Genomic DNA, 20,743 nt, shown 5'->3' on the forward strand with positions numbered 1-20,743 from the left:
GATATTGTATACAACATAATCCTAAATGAAGGGGAAACCTCTACTTATATTATAGCACGATTTGGAGGCTCTTACAATTTAATCCAGTGATTAGTGATAGTGATCTTTTCGAGTGTTTTCTGTTATAATACTAACAAAAGAAGTAAGAGAGTAAGGAGAAAGAATGACCAAAATAGCAGTTCTTTCAGACATACATGGAAATACGACAGCTTTGGAAGCTGTTCTGACTGATGCTAAAGCAGCAGAGGTAGACCAATACTGGCTTTTAGGGGATATTCTGATGCCAGGAACAGGACGTAGAAGGATATTGGACCTCTTAGCAAGTTTGCCTATTACAGTAAGAGTTCTGGGAAATTGGGAGAATAGTCTCTGGCGAGGCCTGCATCGCAAGTTAGATCCTACAATAGCGAGTCATCGTTATCTCCTGCGTCAAAGTCAGTACATCTTAGAGGAGGTCAGCCCTGAAGAAATCGAAGACCTCAATAATCAACCCATGCAAGTTCATCGTCAGTTTGGTGATTTGATGGTGGGAATCACACACCATCTCCCTGATAAAAACTGGGGTAGAGAGTTGATTCATACGGGAAAACAAGAAGATTTTGATAGATTGGTGACGAATCCACACGCCTCTATCGCAGTATATGGCCATATTCACCAACAGTTGCTTCGTTACGGAAGTGATGGACAGTTGATTCTTAATCCAGGTTCCATTGGACAACCTTTCTTTCTAGATGCGAAGTTGCGTAAGGACCTGCGGGCTCAGTATATGATTTTAGAGTTTGATGAAGCAGGTTTGTCTGATGTTGATTTTCGTCGAGTGGATTATGATGTGGAAGCTGAATTGCAGTTGGCTAAGGATTTGAAGCTCCCCTATTTCCAGGTCTACTATGAAAGTTTGGTAAATGGGATTCACCATACTCATAACCACGAATTGTTAGGTCAGATTAGTGAACAAGAAGGTTATGACAGGGATGTTGAGCTTTGGATGGAGAGAGACAAGAAAGATTGGTTTTAAGAGGATTTCTAGCTAGAAATAAGATAGTCTAGGGACTGTTGTTTTCCGATAAGTCGAACTGGATACGAATTGACGGCTTCTCAAATTTATGTTAGAATAACGGAATATAAATAATTTGAATCTCATACTAATTGATATTCAAAATAAGAGGAGACAGATAATGAAACCAGAAGAGTTACAGGCAATTGCGTCGGGATTAGGCCTACAGTTTGATGAGGAGTCTGGAAGTATTTATGGCACGCAGTCAGGCTATTTACTTTTCCTGCAAGAAACTGACGTGAAAAATCAGTTTCGACTTTGTGTCAGTGTGAGTTTGAATGGTAATCCTGCGGATTCAGAAGAAAATGAATTGGTTTGGGATGAGTTTAAGAGTGAATCTCTTCCAAACTTGTCGACCTTGTCTATCAATCAGTACCTTGTTTCTTTTGTCGTAAAAGGTGCCATGCGCAAATCAAAAACAATTGAAAAGTTACAGACGCTCATAACAGACCTCGTTGCATTCCTTGAAACCCATCATTTCGTCCAAGTGTGTGCCTATAGCGGTCAGGAGGGTCCCGTTGGTCTCTATCAATTAGGTGATTCAATTTTCCTTATCAACGAGGAAAGCTATCAATTGCTGAAGAGCAATCTTCAAATCGAGGTGGATTCTTATCAAAATAAAAAGGAAAATGTTCTTCTTGGAGCAGTTGGTGCCTTGCTGGGAGCCTTGATTGGTGGAGCAGTTGCTCTATTTATCGCTCGTCTAGGTTATGTAGCTATGGTAGCGGGTATTGTTCTGGGGATTTGTACCATTAAAGGATATGAAATCCTTGGAAGAAAGGTATCTCGAAAGGGGATTGTGATTTCCTCTATTTGGATGGTGATTACTGTCTTTCTAGTGAATCAAATTGATTTGGCGATGGAAGTCGTTTCCAAACTAGGGGTTGAGTTTGCCTTTGCTTTCCGAGTGGTGAATCAATTAATCTTTAGCGGTGATTTCCCAGATAACTATTTTTATAATCTAGCTATGTTAGCTGTGTTTACCTTAGTTGGTGCTGGGGTGTCTATCAGCTCAGTCTGGTCAAGTCATAAAACAAAAGGGATTGTCCGTAAAATTGCATAAAAAAATAAGTCTTTGTATGCCCTCTACCGTTCTGGTTGGCAAGAGGGATACAGGACTTTTTGCATGGAGAAGATAATCAGTCGTTAATATTTGACAGGAAAACCAAAAACGGTATAATGTTTATACGGGAAAAGATGAATAAAATATCAGTGAAAGGAGAAGAAAATGCAAATTTCAAGTCGATTTACAATTGCGACTCATATGATGATTATTATTGCAATGCAGGATACAGAAAGTAAAGTAACCAGCGATTTTCTCGCTGCCAGCGTTGGGGTCAATCCAGTCATTATCCGTAAGACTTTATCGCAACTCAAAAAAGCTGGATTGATTTCAGTTGCTCGTGGTACGGGAGGAACTGAGATAATAAAAGACCTTCAAGAGATCAGTTTGTTGGATGTCTACCAAGCTGTGGAGTGTTTAGGAAAATCTGGTAAGCTCTTTAGTTTCCATGACAATCCAAATCCTAATTGCCCAATTGGTGCGAATATCCATGCGGTCTTGGACCAAAAGTTGTTCGATGTTCAAGCAGCTATGGAAAACCAACTGCGTCAGACAAGTCTGGCTCAGGTTGTAGCCGATGCTCAGAATAAACTATCTAAGTGAGAGGACTAAGGTTCTCTTTTTCTATTGCCATAATTATGGTACAATGTAGTCATTAAAGGAGAAGACTATGTACTTTATCACAGGATTTTTTGTCCTACTTTTTCTCGTTTCGTTTTTAAGGGACAATCGTAGTCTCTGGAATCCAGCTCTCTTGCTTTTGTCTCTGCTCTTTTCTTATATGTCCATTGCCAATCTTTTTTACGAAGCTGGGCAGAAAGAAGTGCACATGGTTTTCTTTGCAGGGATTTTTCTCCTGCTGCCTCTTTTAGTTTTTCTAAGTGGTTTTTTCCTTATTTATAATGGATTTGTGTTATTGAAAAAAGAAGGAAAATCCAAGGCAAATTATTTGTCTCTAGGATTAGGATGCGTGATTCTATTCTTTTTTGTGATCATGGCGATTCGAGTGAGCGATACCAAGGGCTTGTTTTACACCAATCATCTAGTGAATATTATCTTTTTCTTTTTGATTTATTCGTATTTGATTTTTGGTTTTGCCTTTGCAGGATTTCTGCTTTATTCCATTCTGTATCTTTTCATTCCTAAGAAAAAATATTATGATTTTATCATCATTCACGGAGCAGGCTTGTTGAATGGAGAAAAAGTTACTCCCTTACTGAAGAGTCGCATTGACAAGGCAGTAGAAGCTTATCACCAGTCTCTCAATCCCAATGTTAAAATCATCGCAAGTGGTGGTCAAGGTGGGGATGAGAAGATTTCCGAGGCTCAGGCAATTTGTAATTATTTGCTGGAAGAGACGGATGTTCCGAGAGAAGCGATTCTCCTAGAAGAAGACTCAACGACGACCTATGAGAATCTTCTCTTCTCAAAAGAAATGGGTGAGAAGCTGGTAGCCAGTCCACGTTTTCTCTTTGTGACCAATGATTACCATGTTTTTCGTACCAGTACCTATGCTCGCCGTATTGGGATGAAGGGAGATGGTCTTGGTTGCCGTACAGCCGCCTACTATATCCCATCGGCCTTTATCAGAGAATACATTGCTCTATGTGTGAAGATGAGATGGCTTTTTCTCGCCTTCTATATTTTATTAATTTTAGCTCTGATTTTCTCCTATAGAGGTGTTCTATGGTAATATGTAAAATTCATATTGTAATTCTTGTTAGAATCTCTAAAAAATCTTGTAGTAACCCTAAGGGAAAAATTGTCACTAGTAATGAAAGAGCAGGGTAAGTGATTGTGAGTGTGGTTTTTGGAACGGTTTCATGATTGCTCGTCAATCAATTGAACAATTTCTAACCTAGTTACAGATTTTCAGAGAGAGTCAAAAATAGGCAACTGAATATGAGTAGACTAGAATTTTACAGTCAACGACAAATAAAAATGTGAACAGCAACAGAGGTTCACATTTTCTTTTTGGTCTATGGCAAAATGGCCTTTAGTTGGTTCAGGATGGTTTGTAAGGTTACGACCGCTTGTTCTCCTTGTTGTGGTTGGTAGAGTAGTTGGAAATACTTGCGAATAGTTTCTTCAAATTGCTTAGGGAGGAGTGTACAATTGGTCTTTGCGTACTCCAACATTCGTTTTTCACCAGGATGGGTTTGCTCATTGAGCGCAAATAACAAGTCAAAGTAGGAAGCAAAAAATTCACTTGTACGATGATTCATACTGAGAAGATCTTGGCGTTTGATAGCTTTTTCTATTTGGTGAGAGAAGGCAGGCATGGCTTGTTCTAGCAAAAGGAGTTGCCTTTCGATGATATGCTTTTTGAGTTCCTGTGGATAGGGAATCTGGTAAGTCTTTTGGAGAGAAGCATAGTGTCCATTCGGGTCGTATAAAATCTTGCTGTGGAGTAGATTATGCCACATGCAAGTTGTATAGGCATTTTGGGCTTGATGCTGAAAAACGGTTGAGTTCAATTCCTGTTCAAATGATTCCAGTGAACGATAAATCAACTCGATTTCGATACCGTTGTTTAGTACGCAGTCGTCCTCTAACTCCCAAAACTGGTTTCCAATTTCCATATAGGAGCAGTATTTACTCAAAATTTTTAGGCGAGTCGCCTCATCAATAGGAGAGTTGAGATAGACATAAACGTCATAATCAGAGTTTTGATCGTAGGCTTGTCCTGCACGAGAACCACCAAGAGCAATAGCTTCTACTTGTTCCAGTTGAGAGAATTCTTTGCAAAGTTCTTGGATCATGATTTTTCTCCTTGCTTTATGGTTTTAAAGTCATTTTACTAAAAAGTAAAACGTTTGCATAGCATTGAGTTGCTCTTTTTCATTTATAGCAAAAAATGTGAACCCTTGTTTCGAGTTCACATTTCGTTTTTATTCTGCAGCTTGTTGCCAACGTTTTGCTAGCTTATGAGACAGGCTAGAAATGGCAAAGTTAAAGATAAAGTAAATCAAGGCAATCAGGATATAAAGACTGAAGACCTGCTCTGGTTCGAAATAGCGTCCCATGAGAATTTGGCTGGCGCCAAAGAGTTCCTGTAGAGCGATAACAGAGTAGAGAAGGCTGGTATCCTTAATCACAGTTACAAACTGAGAAATGATAGCTGGCAACATTTTGCGGATCGCTTGTGGGAGAATGATGTAGTAGAGGATTTGAGTAGAGGTGAATCCTTGTGACATTCCTGCTTCGTATTGTCCCTTGTCTACGGCATTGAGGCCACCACGGATAATCTCAGCCAAGGCTGCTGAGGTAAAAAGGGTAAAGGCGGTAATGCCAGCTGGCGTCGACTTCATCTTGAAAACCAAAAAGATAGTGAAAATCCAGAGAAGGTTGGGAACGTTACGCACAAATTCGATGTAAATGCTGGAGATGATTCGCAAGACAGGATTTTTCCCATTTCGCATAACCGCAAGTACCGTCCCGATAAGGGTAGATAGGACGATAGCAATTAGAGAAATGTAGAGGGTTAAGCCAAATCCTTTAAAGATAAAGATTAGGTTATCTGGGGTCAAAACTTCTAAAATAGATTCCATAGTAACCTCCTAAAGTGAATAGGCTTTTTTGTTGGCTTGCTCCATCTTGCGACCAAACTGGGCGACTGGGAAGCAAAGGGCAAAGTAGAGTAGGGCAGCACCTAGAAAGGCAGGGATGTAGTTTCCGTTGAGAGCTGACCAAGACTTGGTCACAAACATCAAGTCCACTCCAGAGATGATAGCAACGGTAGAGGTGTTCTTGATGAGGTTAACGATTTGATTGGTCAAAGGTGGGAGAATGATACGGAAGGCCTGAGGCAAGATAACCAAGCGCATGGCACTGATATAGGTGAAACCTTGTGATAAGGCGGCCTCCATCTGACCGCTAGGAATAGACTGAATCCCTGAACGAATAACCTCAGCAATATAGGCACCGTGATAAAGTCCGACGCAGAGAACAGCTGTCCAATAAATCGGAATCATGATGGTGTGATCACTGATAAGGGGTAGGCCATAAAAAACAATAACAAACTGTACCAAGAGGGGGGTGTTTTGGTAAAATTCGACAAAAATACGAGCCAAAATACGCAAGAATGGGCGTTTGCTGGTTGACATGGCTCCAAAGAAGATGCCTAAAACCATGGCGAGGATAAAGGAACCAATCGCTAGGGCAAGGGTGAAGAGGAAACCATTGAAAAATTGTCCAAAATCCTGAAAATAGGCTGTCCAAGATGATAAATCTGTCATGGGGTGTCCTCCTTAATCTGCAGTATGGCTAGATGGTTTAAGCTTGTAACGGTCATAGAGTTTCTGCAAACTACCGTCCTTGCTCCATTTAGTGACCAAGGTATCAAGATAGTCGTTTAGCTCGGTATTTGATTTCTTGGTAACAATACCGTAGTCAGATGGCTTGAAACTATCATCTAGTAGTTCTGTCCGTTTACTAATGTAGCCAGAAAGGATAGAGCGGTCCACGGAAAAGGCATCAATACGGTGAGCGTGAAGTGAAGTAATTAATTCTGGGTAGGAACCAAGTTCGACGAATTTAAAGGTTAGACCTTTCTTTTTACCCAGTTCAGTAATCAGGCGTTGGGTGATGGAACCTTGGGCAACCCCAATGGTTTTGCCGTTTAGGTCCTCAATGCTTTTGATGTTGGCGGATTTATTGACCAAAAAACCAGAAGCATCCGTGTAGTAGGGACTGGTGAAGTTGTATAATTTTTTACGTTCGTCTGTGATGGTGAAAGTTGCGATATCCATGTCGACCTGTTCGTTGTCTAGTAGTGGACCGCGGGTTTGAGCGGTAACAGGAACGTAGCGAATCTTGACTTTGAGTTCGTCTGCAATCATCTTGGCTAAGTCGGTTTCGATACCAGAATAAGTCCCTGTCTTGGGATCTTTGTAACCAAAATTGGGAACGTCTTGTTTGACACCGACAACCAGTTCGCCTCTTTTTTGAATGTCTGCGACACTAGTATCAGCCTGGACTGGTTTGGCAGCAGCAAGGCCGAAAAGGCTAATCAATAATGCGGATAAAAAGAATTTCTTTTTCATAGGTGCCTCCTTATTTGACTTTATCACTTTCGTGGTTGATAATTTTGCTGAGGAATTGCTGGGCACGAGGTTCGCTTGGATTGTCGAAAAAGTCATCGACATCTGTCGTATCCACCAAAACTTCTCCGTCGGCCATAAAGATAATGCGGTCCGCAACTTCACGGGCAAAGCCCATTTCGTGGGTAACGATGATCATATTCATCCCGTCATGTGCTAGTTTCTGCATAACTGCTAGAACATCTCCGATAGTCTCAGGATCAAGAGCAGATGTTGGCTCATCAAAGAGGAGGAGTTCTGGATGCATGGCAAGACCACGAGCGATGGCGATCCGCTGTTTTTGTCCACCAGATAGCATGGCCGGATAAGAATCTTTCTTGTCCCACATATTTACAAATTCCAGATATTTTTGGGCTGTTTTTTCAGCTTCTTTTTTATCAATTCCTAGAACTTTAACGGGCGCAAGTGTCACGTTTTCTAACACTGTTTTGTGTGGATAAAGGTTAAAATGTTGAAAAACCATGCCGACTTCCTTACGAAGAGGAACTAAATCTTTCTGGCTAGCACCTGCTACTTGGTGTCCATTGACCAAGAGACTCCCTTTGTCAACAGCCTCCAAACCATTAATCGTACGGATAAGAGTGGACTTCCCAGAACCAGAAGGTCCAAGCAGGACAACAACTTGTCCTTTTTCAAAACGGAGATTGATGTCGCGGAGTGCGTGGTAGTCTCCGTAATATTTTTCGACGTTTTTAAATTCTACTAAAGCCATGAGAGATCTCCTTTGTGTTAGATTTTATAACATGATTCTACACCAAAAGAATGTTCTTGTCAAATCATATCTGAAAAAAATTCACTAAAATGTTATAAAAAAGCAATCTGGATAGAGAAAATGCCTAAATCATGTTATAATGAAACGATAGAATTCTTAGAAAGAGCGGATGTCTTTTTGATAACACCTACTTATGAATGGCAGTTTGCCCCGCAGGTTGAAGATGCGGATTTTACAAAGATAGCCAAGAAGGCTGGACTGGGTCCTGAGGTGGCTCGCTTATTATTTGAAAGAGGGATTCAGGATGAAGAAAGTCTAAAGAAGTTTTTAGAACCTTCTTTAGAGGATTTACATGACCCCTATCTGCTCCATGATATGGACAAGGCAGTGGAACGGATTCGTCAGGCCATTGAGGAAGGGGAGAATATTCTCATCTATGGAGACTACGATGCGGATGGTATGACTTCAGCTTCGATTGTGAAGGAAAGTTTGGAACAGCTTGGCGCTGAGTGCCGTGTTTATCTACCAAATCGCTTTACCGATGGCTATGGTCCCAATGCCAGTGTTTATAAATACTTTATCGAGCAAGAGGGAATTTCCTTGATTGTGACAGTGGACAATGGGGTTGCAGGGCACGAAGCCATTGAATTGGCCCAGTCTATGGGAGTGGATGTCATTGTGACCGACCACCATTCCATGCCGGAAACCTTGCCAGATGCCTATGCGATTGTGCACCCTGAGCATCCAGAAGCGGATTATCCTTTCAAACAGTTGGCCGGATGCGGAGTGGCTTTCAAGCTAGCTTGCGCTCTTTTAGAAGAAGTGCAAGTGGAATTGCTTGATTTGGTCGCTATCGGTACCATTGCAGATATGGTGAGCCTGACAGATGAAAACCGTATTTTGGTTCAATATGGTCTGGAAATGTTGGGACATACCCAGCGCATTGGACTACAAGAAATGCTGGACATGGCAGGGATTGCTGCGAATGAAGTGACAGAAGAGACGGTTGGCTTCCAGATTGCTCCTCGTTTAAATGCCTTGGGGCGATTGGATGATCCCAATCCTGCCATTGATTTGCTGACTGGGTTTGACGATGAGGAAGCACATGAGATTGCCCTCATGATTCACCAGAAAAACGAAGAGCGCAAGGAAATCGTTCAGTCAATCTATGAAGAAGCTAAGACCATGGTGGATCCTGAGAAGAAGGTCCAGGTTTTGGCCAAGGAAGGCTGGAATCCTGGCGTTCTGGGTATCGTGGCTGGGCGCTTGCTAGAGGAATTGGGGCAGACAGTCATCGTTCTTAATATAGAAGATGGTCGTGCCAAGGGTAGCGCTCGTAGTGTGGAAGCAGTCGATATTTTTGAAGCTCTGGATCCCCATCGAGACCTCTTTATCGCCTTTGGCGGCCATGCTGGTGCAGCTGGAATGACGCTGGAAGTTGAGAAACTTTCAGATTTATCTCAAGTCTTGGAAGACTATGTCCGTGAAAAAGGTGCAGATGCTAGTGGTAAGAATAAGTTAAATCTAGATGAAGAGTTGGATTTGGAGACTCTTAGTTTAGAAACGGTTAAAAGCTTTGAACGCTTGGCACCCTTTGGGATGGATAATCAGAAACCTATCTTTTATATCAAGGATTTTCATGTCGAAAGTGCTAGAACCATGGGGGCAGGCAATGCCCATCTCAAACTAAAGATCTCCAAGGGGGAGGCGAGTTTTGAAGTGGTAGCCTTTGGACAAGGTAGATGGGCAACGGAGTTTGCTCAAACCAAGAATCTAGAATTGGCAGTCACCTTGTCTGTCAACCAATGGAATGGCCAAACTGCCCTCCAGTTGATGATGGTGGATGCGCGTGTGGAGGGTGTTCAACTCTTTAACATTCGTGGGAAGAATGCAGTCTTGCCAGAAGGGGTTCCAGTTTTAGATTTCTCTGGAGAGTTGCCGGATTTAGCGACTAGTGATGCTGTGGTTGTGAAAACTATTCCTGAAGATATTACCTTGCTGAAGACAATTTTTCAAGAACAGCACTTCTCTGCTGTCTATTTCAAAAATGACATTGACAAGGCCTACTATCTGACAGGTTATGGGACTAGGGAACAGTTTGCAAAATTGTACAAGACCATTTACCAGTTCCCAGAGTTTGATATTCGCTACAAGCTGAAAGATCTGGCGGCTTATCTCAATATCCAACAAATCTTGCTGGTCAAGATGATTCAAGTATTTGAGGAACTGGGCTTTGTAACGATCAAAGATGGTGTCATGACAGTCAATAAAGAAGCGCCGAAAAGGGAAATTGCTGAAAGTCAGATTTACCAAAATCTCAAACAAACCGTTAAAGACCAAGAAATGATGGCGCTGGGTACCGTGCAAGAAATGTATGACTTTTTAATGGAGTAATAGATAGAAAGGGACTGAGATGACCTATCTCGGTCTCTTTTTGTCGGATAAATGCTTGATGTGGGAGTGGTTGATAAGATAGTCTTTTGGATGGTTTGCTGATGTAAAGATTGGGGGTAACGATTCATTTTTTATTCTCTTCTATCACTTTATACGATGTCTGCTTTTAAACCTTATGTAGTAAAAGTATAAATTTTTGTAACATGACTAAAATATAACTCTAAACGAACTGACATGTAAATCAAGTATGATTTTCTTATCAAGAAAATAAATATAAGGGGAATATAGTTATGAAAAAAACAGTTACGAAACTGACTCTTGGTTTAACTTCTACTGCTGTTTTAGCGACAGTTGGTGCTCAAACGGTTCATGCCAACTCTTACGTTGTCCAAGACGGAGATTCATTTTTTGCCATTGCTACTGCCAATGATATGGATCCTTATGACTTGGCGGCTTTGAATGGGAAAACCATCTTTGATACCATCCACCCAGGAGATGTTCTCCAAGTGAGTGGTTCCGCTCAGGCTAGCTCTACCTACAGTGCTCCAGCTAGCACTGCGAATGTGGTATCAGATACAGAAGATGTTGTTGAAAAGACTCCAACAAACTATGGAAACTCATACCCTATTGGTCAGTGTACATGGGGCGTGAAAGAATTGGCGCCTTGGGCTAGCAACTGGTGGGGAAATGCCAACACGTGGGCAATCTACGCGAGCGCTCAAGGTTATAAGACAGGAAGTGTTCCAGTAGTAGGAGCAATTGCCGTTTGGGATGGTGGTGAATATGGACACGTTGCTTATGTAACAGATGTTCAAAGTGAAAACTCTATCCAGGTATTGGAAGCAAACTACAGACGTCAAAAGCAGATTGCAAATTACCGTGGCTTCTTTAATCCTCATGAATTTTTAGGTAACGTCACTTATATCTATCCAAACTAAAGATGATAAAAAGATTTAGAATTTCTAAGTCTTTTTTCTTTTTGAAGAAGTTTCCCATCGTTAATCACCATCTTAGTGGCTAATTGCTGAAAATTTTTTAGATTCTATAGCGAACAGGAAATTCTTGCTTTTGGATGTAGATAAACCATGTCTTTGTAGAAAATAGTTCTCAAGTCGAGAGGTAAAAGCAGGTTTTTTTGAACTAAAAGAGAAATTTAGGGTTCGAGAAAGGTATCTGAAATTAAATTGATTCAAAAAGCCCATATTTTTGATGGTATAATCGTTCTATTATCTTCGATGAAGCCTCCAAAAGAGAAGTCAAAGTAAAAAGATTTGATTCAAAGTAGTGACTAATCTCTAGTTAAAAACCTATCTTCGTTTTGAAAATAATCAAAAAAATGGTATAATGGTAGGAAAAGATTCGGCTGAAAGTTTTAGAACTTTTAGAATAAGAGGGTGAATTCGCCCTATAATCAAGATAAATGAAGTTTCGGAGGAAAAATGAGTAATATTAGTTTAACAACACTAGGTGGTGTACGAGAAAATGGGAAAAATATGTACATCGCTGAAATCGATGGTTCTATTTTTGTTTTGGATGCGGGGCTTAAATACCCTGAAAATGAACAACTAGGTGTTGATGTCGTCATTCCAAATATGGACTACCTTTTTGAAAATAGCGATCGTATCGCAGGGGTCTTTTTGACCCACGGACATGCGGATGCCATTGGTGCCCTGCCTTATCTTTTGGCAGAGGCTAAGGTGCCTGTGTTTGGTTCGGAGTTGACCATTGAGTTGGCCAAACTCTTTGTCAAAGGAAATGATACGGTTAAGAAATTCAATGACTTCCATGTGATTGATGAAGATACGGAGATTGATTTTGGAGGGACTGTGGTTTCCTTCTTCCGTACAACTCACTCCATCCCAGAAAGTTTGGGAATAGTCCTAAAAACAACTGAAGGTAGCATTGTTTACACAGGGGACTTCAAGTTTGACCAGACAGCTAGCGAATCCTATGCGACGGATTTTGCTCGTTTGGCAGAAATCGGTCGTGATGGTGTTTTGGCGCTCCTCAGTGACTCTGCGAATGCAGACAGCAATATCCAGGTGGCGAGTGAGAGTGAAGTTGGAGACGAGATTACCCAGACCATTGCAGACTGGGAAGGTCGTATCATCGTTGCCGCAGTTGCTAGCAACCTTTCTCGTATCCAGCAGGTTTTTGATGCTGCAGCAGATACAGGTCGCAGAGTTGTTTTGACTGGATTTGATATTGAAAATATCGTCCGCACTGCGATTCGTCTCAAAAAATTATCCCTAGCTAATGAAAGTCTCTTGATTAAACCAAAAGAAATGTCTCGTTTTGAAGACCATGAGTTGATTATCCTTGAGACTGGGCGTATGGGTGAACCTATTAATGGACTTCGTAAGATGTCTATTGGTCGCCACCGCTATGTGGAAATCAAAGACGGGGACTTGGTCTATATCGTAACGACTCCATCTATCGCCAAAGAAGCCGTCATGGCGCGTGTTGAAAACATGATCTACCAAGCTGGTGGTGTGGTGAAACTCATTACCCAAAGCTTGCGAGTATCCGGACACGGGAATGCGCGTGATTTGCAGTTGATGATCAATCTTCTGCAGCCAAACTACCTCTTCCCTATTCAAGGGGAGTACCGTGAGTTAGATGCGCATGCCAAGGCTGCCATGGCAGTTGGGATGTTGCCAGAACGCATTTTCATCCCTAAAAAGGGAACGACCATGTCTTATGAACATGGAGACTTTGTTCCAGCTGGAGCAGTTTCTGCAGGTGATGTCTTGATTGACGGAAATGCCATCGGGGATGTTGGAAATGTGGTCCTTCGTGACCGTAAGGTCTTGTCAGAGGATGGAATCTTTATCGTGGCGATCACTGTCAACCGTCGTGAGAAGAAAATTGTGGCCAAGGCCCGTGTTCACACGCGTGGATTTGTTTATCTCAAGAAGAGTCGTGACATTCTCCGTGAAAGTTCAGAATTGATTAACCAAACGGTAGAAGAGTATCTTCAAGGTGATGACTTTGACTGGGCAGATCTCAAAGGCAAGGTTCGTGACAATCTGACCAAGTACCTCTTTGATCAAACCAAGCGTCGTCCAGCAATCTTGCCAGTCGTGATGGAAGCAAAATAATAAGCAGAATACCTACAGAAAAAGTCGAAATTCGGCTTTTTCTTATAGAATAGTAAAAGGAGACAACCATGGCAGTTATGAATATTGAGTATTACTCAAAAGTTTTGGATATGGAGTGGGGCGTTACCGTACTCTATCCAGATGCTAGTCGGGTGACTGAACCAGATTGCACAGATATTCCTGTCCTTTATCTTTTGCACGGAATGTCAGGAAACCAAAATAGCTGGCTCAAACGTACCAATGTCGAGCGCTTGTTGCGTGGAACCAATCTTATTGTCATCATGCCCAATACTAGCAATGGCTGGTACACAGATACTCAGTATGGCTATAACTACTATACAGCTCTAGCAGAAGAACTCCCCCAGGTCATGAAACGTTTCTTCCCCAATATGACCAGCAAGCGAGAAAAAACTTTCATAGCAGGCCTCTCCATGGGAGGATATGGTTCCTTCAAACTCGCTCTATCGACAAATCGTTTTTCTCATGCGGCTAGTTTTTCTGGTGCGCTCAGTTTTCAGGAATTTTCTCCTGAAAGTCAGGATCTGGGGTCACTTGCCTACTGGCGAGGAGTTTTTGGAGAGATTAAAGACTGGACAGCTAGTCCTCATTCGCTTGAAAGCATTGCTGAAAAATCCGATAAAAAGACCAAACTATGGGCTTGGTGTGGGGAGCAAGACTATCTCTACTCTGCCAATAATCTCGCAGTGAAAAACCTCAAAAAACTTGGTTTTGAGGTGACCTATAGTCATAGTCCAGGTAAGCACGAGTGGTACTACTGGGAAAAACAATTGGAGCGTTTTTTGGCTACTCTACCAATTGACTTTGTCTTGGAAGAGCGCTTATCTTAGTTTTAGGTTTCTTTCAGCTTTCTTCAGTAAAATAGAGAATCTATCTTGATCAAGTAGAATGTGATTTCAAGATAGGTTCTTATTTTTATGAAAGGTGGGACGTCATGTTCTGGATTATTCGACTATTCTTCCGATTTCTTTTGGGAATTTGGCGTTTCTTCTGGCGTCTGGTTTGGACCGTGGTCATTCTACTTCTCATTGCCTTTGGAGTGGTTTGGTATCTGTCTGGTGATTTTCATTCTGCGGTCAATCAGGTTGAAAAAATGAGCAAGATTGGTCAAGGTGGCTGGAATCAATGGAAGGAGACGGGAACGCTGGAAGTCTTGTCTCAGACAGACAGTCACCAACATGCAGAAGGCAAGTGGGCTCAGGCCTCAGCTCGCATCTATATTGAGCCTCAAATGGATGAAACCTTCCAAGGTGCCTATGCAGAAGCCATAAAGAACTGGAATCAAACGGGAGCCTTTACCTTTGAGGTGGTTGCGGATCCTAGCCAGGCAGATATTGTGGCAAGTGAGATGAATGATGGATCGACCGCTGTAGCAGGTCAAGCCGAGAGTCAAACCAATTTGTTAACCAAACAATTTATATCTGTAACGGTTCGCCTGAATCACTATTATCTATCCAATCCAAACTATGGTTATTCTTATGAACGGATCGTGCACACGGTGGAGCACGAGCTGGGGCATGCCATCGGATTGGATCATACCAACGAAACTTCTGTTATGCAGCCTGCCGGCTCTTACTATGGGATTCAGCCCCAGGATGTGACAGCTGTTCAAGAACTCTATACCAGTAGCGACTAGATGAAGTCGGTGCAATCTGAAAAGAAATCAAAGCTCCTCCATCAAGTGATCGGTGGGGCTTTTTGTTCGTCCTGTCACGGCCTTTTTGCTATAATGGAACTATGAATAACTTGATCAAATCAAAACTAGAGCTCTTGCCGACCAGCCCTGGATGCTACATTCACAAGGATAAAAATGGCACTATTATCTATGTAGGAAAGGCTAAAAATCTGCGCAATCGCGTGCGGTCCTATTTCCGTGGGAGTCACGATACCAAGACTGAGGCTCTGGTGTCTGAAATTGTGGATTTTGAATTTATCGTCACTGAGTCCAATATTGAGGCACTTCTCCTAGAAATCAACCTGATTAAGGAAAATAAGCCCAAGTACAATATCATGCTCAAGGATGATAAGTCCTATCCCTTCATCAAAATCACCAATGAGCGTTATCCACGGCTTATCATTACTCGTCAGGTCAAAAAGGATGGGGGTCTTTATTTTGGACCTTATCCCGATGTAGGTGCAGCCAATGAAATCAAGCGACTCTTGGATCGGATTTTTCCTTTTCGTAAGTGTACTAATCCACCGTCTAAAGTCTGTTTTTATTACCATATCGGTCAATGTATGGCCCACACCATCTGTCAGAAAGATGAGGCCTATTTCAAGTCCATGGCTCAGGAGGTTTCTGATTTCCTAAAAGGACAGGATGACAAAATCATCGATGACCTCAAGGGCAAGATGGCAAAGGCAGCACAAAGTATGGAGTTTGAACGTGCGGCGGAATACCGTGACCTGATTCAGGCTATTGGAACACTTCGGACCAAGCAACGGGTTATGGCAAAGGATCTCCAAAATCGGGATGTCTTTGGCTACTATGTGGACAAGGGTTGGATGTGTGTCCAGGTTTTCTTTGTCCGTCAAGGAAAACTCATCGAGAGGGATGTCAATCTCTTCCCCTACTACAATGATCCGGATGAGGACTTCTTGACCTATGTGGGACAATTCTATCAAGAAAAATCTCACCTGGTTCCCAATGAAGTATTGATTCCGCAGGATATCGATGAAGAAGCAGTCAAGGCCTTGGTGGATACCAAGATTCTCAAACCCCAACGTGGGGAGAAAAAACAACTGGTCAATCTAGCCATAAAAAATGCTCGTGTTAGTCTGGAGCAGAAGTTCAATCTGCTAGAAAAATCAGTCGAAAAGACCCAAGGGGCTATTGAAAATCTGGGACGCTTGCTCCAAATCCCGACCCCAGTACGTATCGAATCCTTCGATAACTCCAATATCATGGGAACCAGTCCTGTTTCAGCTATGGTGGTTTTTGTCAATGGTAAACCGAGTAAGAAGGATTACCGTAAGTACAAGATAAAAACGGTTGTGGGTCCAGACGACTATGCCAGCATGCGAGAGGTCATTCGCAGACGTTATGGTCGAGTTCAACGAGACGGTTTGACTCCTCCTGATTTGATTGTCATTGATGGGGGACAAGGGCAAGTCAATATCGCAAAGCAGGTCATCCAAGAGGAGCTGGGTTTGGATATTCCAATTGCAGGTCTGCAAAAGAATGACAAGCACCAAACCCATGAACTGCTCTTTGGAGATCCGCTGGAAGTGGTGGAGTTGTCACGAAACTCTCAGGAATTTTTCCTCCTCCAACGCATCCAAGATGAGGTCCACCGCTTTGCTATCACTTTCCACCGGCAACTGCGCTCCAAAAATTCCTTTTCTTCACAGCTGGATGGAATTGAAGGGCTAGGACCTAAACGCAAGCAAAATCTTATGAAGCATTTCAAGTCTCTCACTAAAATCAAGGAAGCCAGTGTGGATGAAATTGTCGAAGTTGGTGTGCCAAGAGCAGTCGCAGAAGATGTGAAAAGAAAGTTGAACCCTCAGGAAGAAGTGGAATTGGCTCAAGTGGCGGAAGAAAGAGTGGACTACCAAACAAAAGGAGATTATGATGAACCATAAAATCGCAATTTTATCAGATATTCATGGAAATGTGACTGCCTTAGAAGCAGTGATTGCAGATGCTAAAGCACAAGGAGTCAGTGAATACTGGCTCATGGGAGACATTTTCCTCCCTGGTCCAGGTGCAAATGACTTGGTCGCTCTGTTAAAGGAACTTCCTATCACTGCAAGTGTTCGAGGCAATTGGGATGATTGTGTCCTTGAGGCTTTAGATGGGCAATATGGCTTGGAAGACCCACAGGAAGTCCAGCTCTTGCGTATGACGCAGTATTTGATGGAGCGAATGGATCCTGCAACGATTGACTGGCTACGAAGCTTACCTATGCTAGAAAAGAGAGAAGTTGACGGACTGCGTTTTTCTCTTTCTCATAATTTGCCAAATAAGAACTATGGTGGTGACTTGCTAGTTGAGAATGATACAGAGAAATTTGACCAACTCCTAGATGATGAAGTTGACGTGGCAGTCTATGGTCATGTTCACAAGCAGTTGCTTCGTTATGGCAGTCAAGGGCAACAAATCATCAATCCAGGGTCGATTGGCATGCCCTATTTTAATTGGGAGGCGTTAAAAAATCACCGTGCCCAGTATGCCATGATAGAAGTGGAAGATGGAGAATTGGTAAACATTTTATTCCGAAAAGTTTCTTATGATTATGAAGCGGAGTTAGAATTGGCCAAGTCTAAGGGGCTTCCTTTTATCGAAATGTATGAAGAACTACGCCGAGAAGACAACTATCGGGGGCACAATCTGGAACTCTTAGCTAGTTTAATCGAAAAGCATGGATATGTAGAGGATGTGAAGGATTATTTTGATTTTTTGTAAAGTTAGAAATAAAATGGACATTCTTATTTTGAAGTGAGGTTTGTAGTCGAATTATTTAGAAAAAATGGTTTAGCTAAAGTTTGACATTGAAATTATTTTGTTATAAAATGGACTCAATTCTTAATATAAAGGGGAACATTATGAAGAAAATTATTACAGCCAGTATGGCTCTTTTATCTGTTGTTGTTTTAGCGGCATGTTCAGGGAAAACAACGTCTGATTCTTCGACTAAAAATTCAAGTTCTGTAGAGCAAACTTCTTCTTCAGAGACCTCATCAACAACGTCTAGTTCAAAGACAGAAAATAATGAGGTTGTTTTGATCACCGATGAAGAAATTGATAATGCTAAAACTGTTGGAGATGTGAAGAAAGTCTTTGGTAAACTAGTTGACAATTATAAAAAACATGCAGTTGAAATTGGAGAAAAAATTCCAGAGAGTGGAAAAGAAGCATATAATGCCCAAGTTGAACCAGCGCTTAAGTCTATGGAGACTGTAAGAGAGTCATTTAACGAAAGCCTTTCAAGTATTGGTTCTGATGATACAGTAGTGCCAGAACAAACTCGTACTCTATTTGTTCAACAGTTGAAAACTGGACGTGACACAATGAAGAAAGCGCTGGAAGCGGCTTATAAAGCAATTGCTCCATACACATCTGGTCAATAATATGAGAAAGTAGGTGTTTGATCACCTGCTTTTTGCTTGCTCAAATCTAAAGCGATACCTACTTAAATAGCTCCAAATTAATAGCAGAGAGTTTGAAAGAAGTACTAACTCTATGAAAAATCTCTGCAAGCTCTTTCAAAATATGGTAGAATGGAAGCAGTAGAATTAGAAAAGGAAATCGATTATGAAATTTCTTGAATTAAATAAAAAACGTCATGCGACCAAGCATTTTACTGATAAACCGGTAGATCCCAAAGATGTGCGTACGGCTATCGAAATCGCAACCTTAGCCCCAAGTGCCCATAACAGCCAGCCATGGAAGTTTGTAGTCGTTCGTGAGAAAAATGCTGAATTGGCAAAATTGGCATACGGTTCGAACTTTGAGCAGGTATCATCAGCGCCAGTGACCATTGCCTTGTTTACAGATACAGACCTTGCTAAACGTGCCCGCAAGATTGCCCGTGTTGGTGGCGCAAAGAATTTCTCAGAAGAGCAACTTCAATATTTTATGAAGAATTTGCCTGCCGAGTTTGCGCGTTACAGTGAACAACAAGTCAGCGACTACCTAGCTCTCAATGCAGGTTTGGTTGCCATGAACTTGGTTCTTGCTTTGACTGACCAAGGAATCGGCTCTAACATTATCCTTGGTTTTGATAAATCAAAAGCCAACGAAGTCTTGGAAATTGAAGAACGCTTCCGTCCTGAGCTTTTGATCACAGTGGGTTATACAGACGAAAAATTGGAACCAAGCTACCGCTTGCCAGTAGATGAAATCATCGAGAAAAGATAGAAGGAAGAAAAAATGACAGCAATTGATTTTACAGCAGAAGTAGAAAAACGCAAAGAAGACCTCTTGGCTGACTTGTTTAGCCTTTTGGAAATCAACTCAGAACGTGATGATAGCAAAGCCGATGCTGAGCATCCATTTGGACCTGGGCCGGTAAAAGCCTTGGAAAAATTCCTTGAAATTGCAGACCGTGACGGCTATCCAACTAAGAATGTCGATAACTACGCAGGACATTTTGAGTTTGGTGAAGGAGAAGAAGTTCTCGGAATCTTTGCTCACATGGACGTGGTGCCAGCTGGTAGTGGTTGGGACACAGATCCTTACACACCAACTATCAAAGACGGTCGTCTTTATGCGCGTGGAGCTTCAGATGACAAGGGGCCTACAACAGCTTGTTACTATGGTTTGAAAATCATCAAAGAATTGGGGCTCCCAACTTCTAAAAAAGTTCGTTTCATCGTCGGAACAGACGAAGAATCAGGCTGGGCAGACATGGACTACTATTTTGAACATGTAGGACTAGCAAAACCAGACTTTGGATTCTCACCAGATGCTGAATTCCCAATCATCAATGGTGAAAAAGGGAACATCACTGAATACCTCCATTTTGCAGGTGAAAATACAGGTGCAGCTCGCCTTCACAGCTTCACAGGTGGTTTGCGTGAAAACATGGTACCTGAATCAGCAACAGCAGTTGTTTCAGGTGACTTGGCTGACTTGCAAGCTAAACTAGATGCCTTTGTTGCAGAACACAAACTCAGAGGAGAAATCAAAAAAGAATCTGGCAAATACAAGGTGACAATCATTGGTAAATCAGCTCATGGTGCTATGCCAGCTTCAGGTGTCAATGGTGCGACCTACCTGGCCCTCTTCCTCAGCCAATTTGACTTTGCTGGACCAGCCAAAGACTACCTCGACATCGCTGGTAAGATTCTCTTGAATGACCATGAGGGTGAAAATCTCAAGGTTGCTCATGTGGATGAAAAGATGGGTTCCCTTTCTATGAATGCGGGTGTCTTCCGCTTTGATGAAACAAGTGCTGACAATACGATTGCTCTTAACTTCCGTTATCCAAAAGGAACAAGCCCAGAGCAAATCAAGTCAATCCTTGAAAACTTGCCAGTGGCTTCAGTTAGTCTTTCTGAACACGGCCATACCCCTCACTATGTGCCAATGGAAGATCCGCTTGTGCAAACCTTGTTGAATGTCTATGAAAAACAAACTGGTCTTAAAGGCCACGAACAAGTCATTGGTGGTGGAACCTTTGGTCGCTTGCTGGAACGTGGGGTTGCCTACGGTGCTATGTTCCCGGACTCAATCGATACCATGCACCAAGCCAATGAATTTATCGCCTTGGACGATCTCTTCCGAGCAGCAGCAATTTATGCAGAAGCTATTTATGAATTGATCAAATAAAACGATAGAAGTCTGAGATTGTA

General features: G+C 42.1%; 19 protein-coding genes. 14 read left to right on the top strand and 5 right to left on the bottom strand.

What is annotated here, in order from left to right:
- The first annotated feature begins 163 nt into the window (after positions 1-163).
- The 4 genes from B7721_RS04750 (at position 164) to B7721_RS04765 (ending at position 3,810) form a co-directional block, all read left to right on the top strand.
- A complete protein-coding gene (locus B7721_RS04750) occupies positions 164-1,015 on the top strand; it encodes a metallophosphoesterase family protein (RefSeq protein ID WP_084877797.1) in 852 nt (283 codons plus the stop codon).
- 160 nt (positions 1,016-1,175) lie between these two features.
- A complete protein-coding gene (locus B7721_RS04755; RefSeq protein WP_084877802.1) occupies positions 1,176-2,117 on the top strand; it encodes a hypothetical protein in 942 nt (313 codons plus the stop codon).
- Between the two features lie 165 nt (positions 2,118-2,282).
- Positions 2,283-2,720, top strand: coding sequence for an Rrf2 family transcriptional regulator (locus B7721_RS04760; protein ID WP_001167395.1), 438 nt, complete (start codon positions 2,283-2,285; stop codon positions 2,718-2,720).
- Between the two features lie 67 nt (positions 2,721-2,787).
- Positions 2,788-3,810 carry a YdcF family protein gene (locus B7721_RS04765; RefSeq protein ID WP_042902759.1) on the top strand — a complete coding sequence of 341 codons (1,023 nt, stop codon included), beginning with the start codon at positions 2,788-2,790 and terminating at the stop codon, positions 3,808-3,810.
- Positions 3,811-4,096: 286 nt separating this feature from the next.
- On the opposite strand, the gene B7721_RS04770 is transcribed toward B7721_RS04765, so the two are convergent.
- From B7721_RS04770 to B7721_RS04790, 5 genes are all read right to left on the bottom strand, one after another.
- Complete coding sequence (locus B7721_RS04770) at positions 4,097-4,879, bottom strand: DUF4037 domain-containing protein (protein ID WP_084877803.1); 783 nt, start codon at positions 4,877-4,879, stop codon at positions 4,097-4,099.
- A 129-nt stretch (positions 4,880-5,008) separates the two neighbouring features.
- The gene (locus B7721_RS04775) at positions 5,009-5,668 is read right to left on the bottom strand and encodes an amino acid ABC transporter permease (protein WP_049477613.1); all 660 of its coding nucleotides are present in this window, start codon (positions 5,666-5,668) and stop codon (positions 5,009-5,011) included.
- 9 nt (positions 5,669-5,677) lie between these two features.
- Complete coding sequence (locus B7721_RS04780) at positions 5,678-6,355, bottom strand: amino acid ABC transporter permease (RefSeq protein WP_084877805.1); 678 nt, start codon at positions 6,353-6,355, stop codon at positions 5,678-5,680.
- 12 nt (positions 6,356-6,367) lie between these two features.
- Positions 6,368-7,162, bottom strand: coding sequence for a transporter substrate-binding domain-containing protein (locus tag B7721_RS04785; protein ID WP_084877806.1), 795 nt, complete (start codon positions 7,160-7,162; stop codon positions 6,368-6,370).
- Between the two features lie 10 nt (positions 7,163-7,172).
- Entirely contained in the window at positions 7,173-7,931 is a 759-nt protein-coding gene (locus B7721_RS04790; RefSeq protein WP_045617531.1) for an amino acid ABC transporter ATP-binding protein, read from the bottom strand.
- Between the two features lie 177 nt (positions 7,932-8,108).
- Between B7721_RS04790 and recJ the strand changes: the two genes are divergently transcribed.
- The 10 genes from recJ to pepV all read left to right on the top strand — a co-directional run bounded on the left by recJ (position 8,109) and on the right by pepV (position 20,720).
- Positions 8,109-10,325 carry a single-stranded-DNA-specific exonuclease RecJ gene (gene recJ, locus B7721_RS04795; RefSeq protein WP_162283493.1) on the top strand — a complete coding sequence of 739 codons (2,217 nt, stop codon included), beginning with the start codon at positions 8,109-8,111 and terminating at the stop codon, positions 10,323-10,325.
- A gap of 290 nt (positions 10,326-10,615) precedes the next feature.
- Positions 10,616-11,263: a COG3942 and LysM peptidoglycan-binding domain-containing protein gene (locus B7721_RS04800; protein ID WP_084877809.1), complete on the top strand. Its 648-nt coding sequence runs from the start codon at positions 10,616-10,618 to the stop codon at positions 11,261-11,263.
- A gap of 501 nt (positions 11,264-11,764) precedes the next feature.
- Complete coding sequence (locus B7721_RS04805) at positions 11,765-13,426, top strand: ribonuclease J (protein WP_000065610.1); 1,662 nt, start codon at positions 11,765-11,767, stop codon at positions 13,424-13,426.
- A gap of 68 nt (positions 13,427-13,494) precedes the next feature.
- Positions 13,495-14,274: an alpha/beta hydrolase gene (locus tag B7721_RS04810; RefSeq protein WP_084877811.1), complete on the top strand. Its 780-nt coding sequence runs from the start codon at positions 13,495-13,497 to the stop codon at positions 14,272-14,274.
- Positions 14,275-14,378: 104 nt separating this feature from the next.
- Entirely contained in the window at positions 14,379-15,080 is a 702-nt protein-coding gene (locus B7721_RS04815) for a M57 family metalloprotease (RefSeq protein ID WP_084877813.1), read from the top strand.
- 101 nt (positions 15,081-15,181) lie between these two features.
- The gene (uvrC, locus tag B7721_RS04820; protein WP_084877815.1) at positions 15,182-17,029 is read left to right on the top strand and encodes an excinuclease ABC subunit UvrC; all 1,848 of its coding nucleotides are present in this window, start codon (positions 15,182-15,184) and stop codon (positions 17,027-17,029) included.
- A complete protein-coding gene (locus B7721_RS04825; RefSeq protein WP_084877816.1) occupies positions 17,019-17,852 on the top strand; it encodes a metallophosphoesterase family protein in 834 nt (277 codons plus the stop codon). Before uvrC ends, B7721_RS04825 begins: the two co-directional genes overlap by 11 nt.
- A gap of 140 nt (positions 17,853-17,992) precedes the next feature.
- On the top strand, positions 17,993-18,517 hold the full coding sequence (locus tag B7721_RS04830) for a hypothetical protein (protein WP_084877818.1): 525 nt from the start codon (positions 17,993-17,995) through the stop codon (positions 18,515-18,517).
- Between the two features lie 184 nt (positions 18,518-18,701).
- Positions 18,702-19,307, top strand: coding sequence for a nitroreductase family protein (locus tag B7721_RS04835; protein ID WP_084877820.1), 606 nt, complete (start codon positions 18,702-18,704; stop codon positions 19,305-19,307).
- Between the two features lie 12 nt (positions 19,308-19,319).
- Entirely contained in the window at positions 19,320-20,720 is a 1,401-nt protein-coding gene (gene pepV, locus B7721_RS04840) for a dipeptidase PepV (RefSeq protein ID WP_084877822.1), read from the top strand.
- Positions 20,721-20,743: the final 23 nt, after the last annotated feature.

The sequence above is a fragment of the Streptococcus oralis subsp. oralis genome, assembly GCF_002096445.1.
Lineage (GTDB): Bacteria > Bacillota > Bacilli > Lactobacillales > Streptococcaceae > Streptococcus > Streptococcus oralis_N.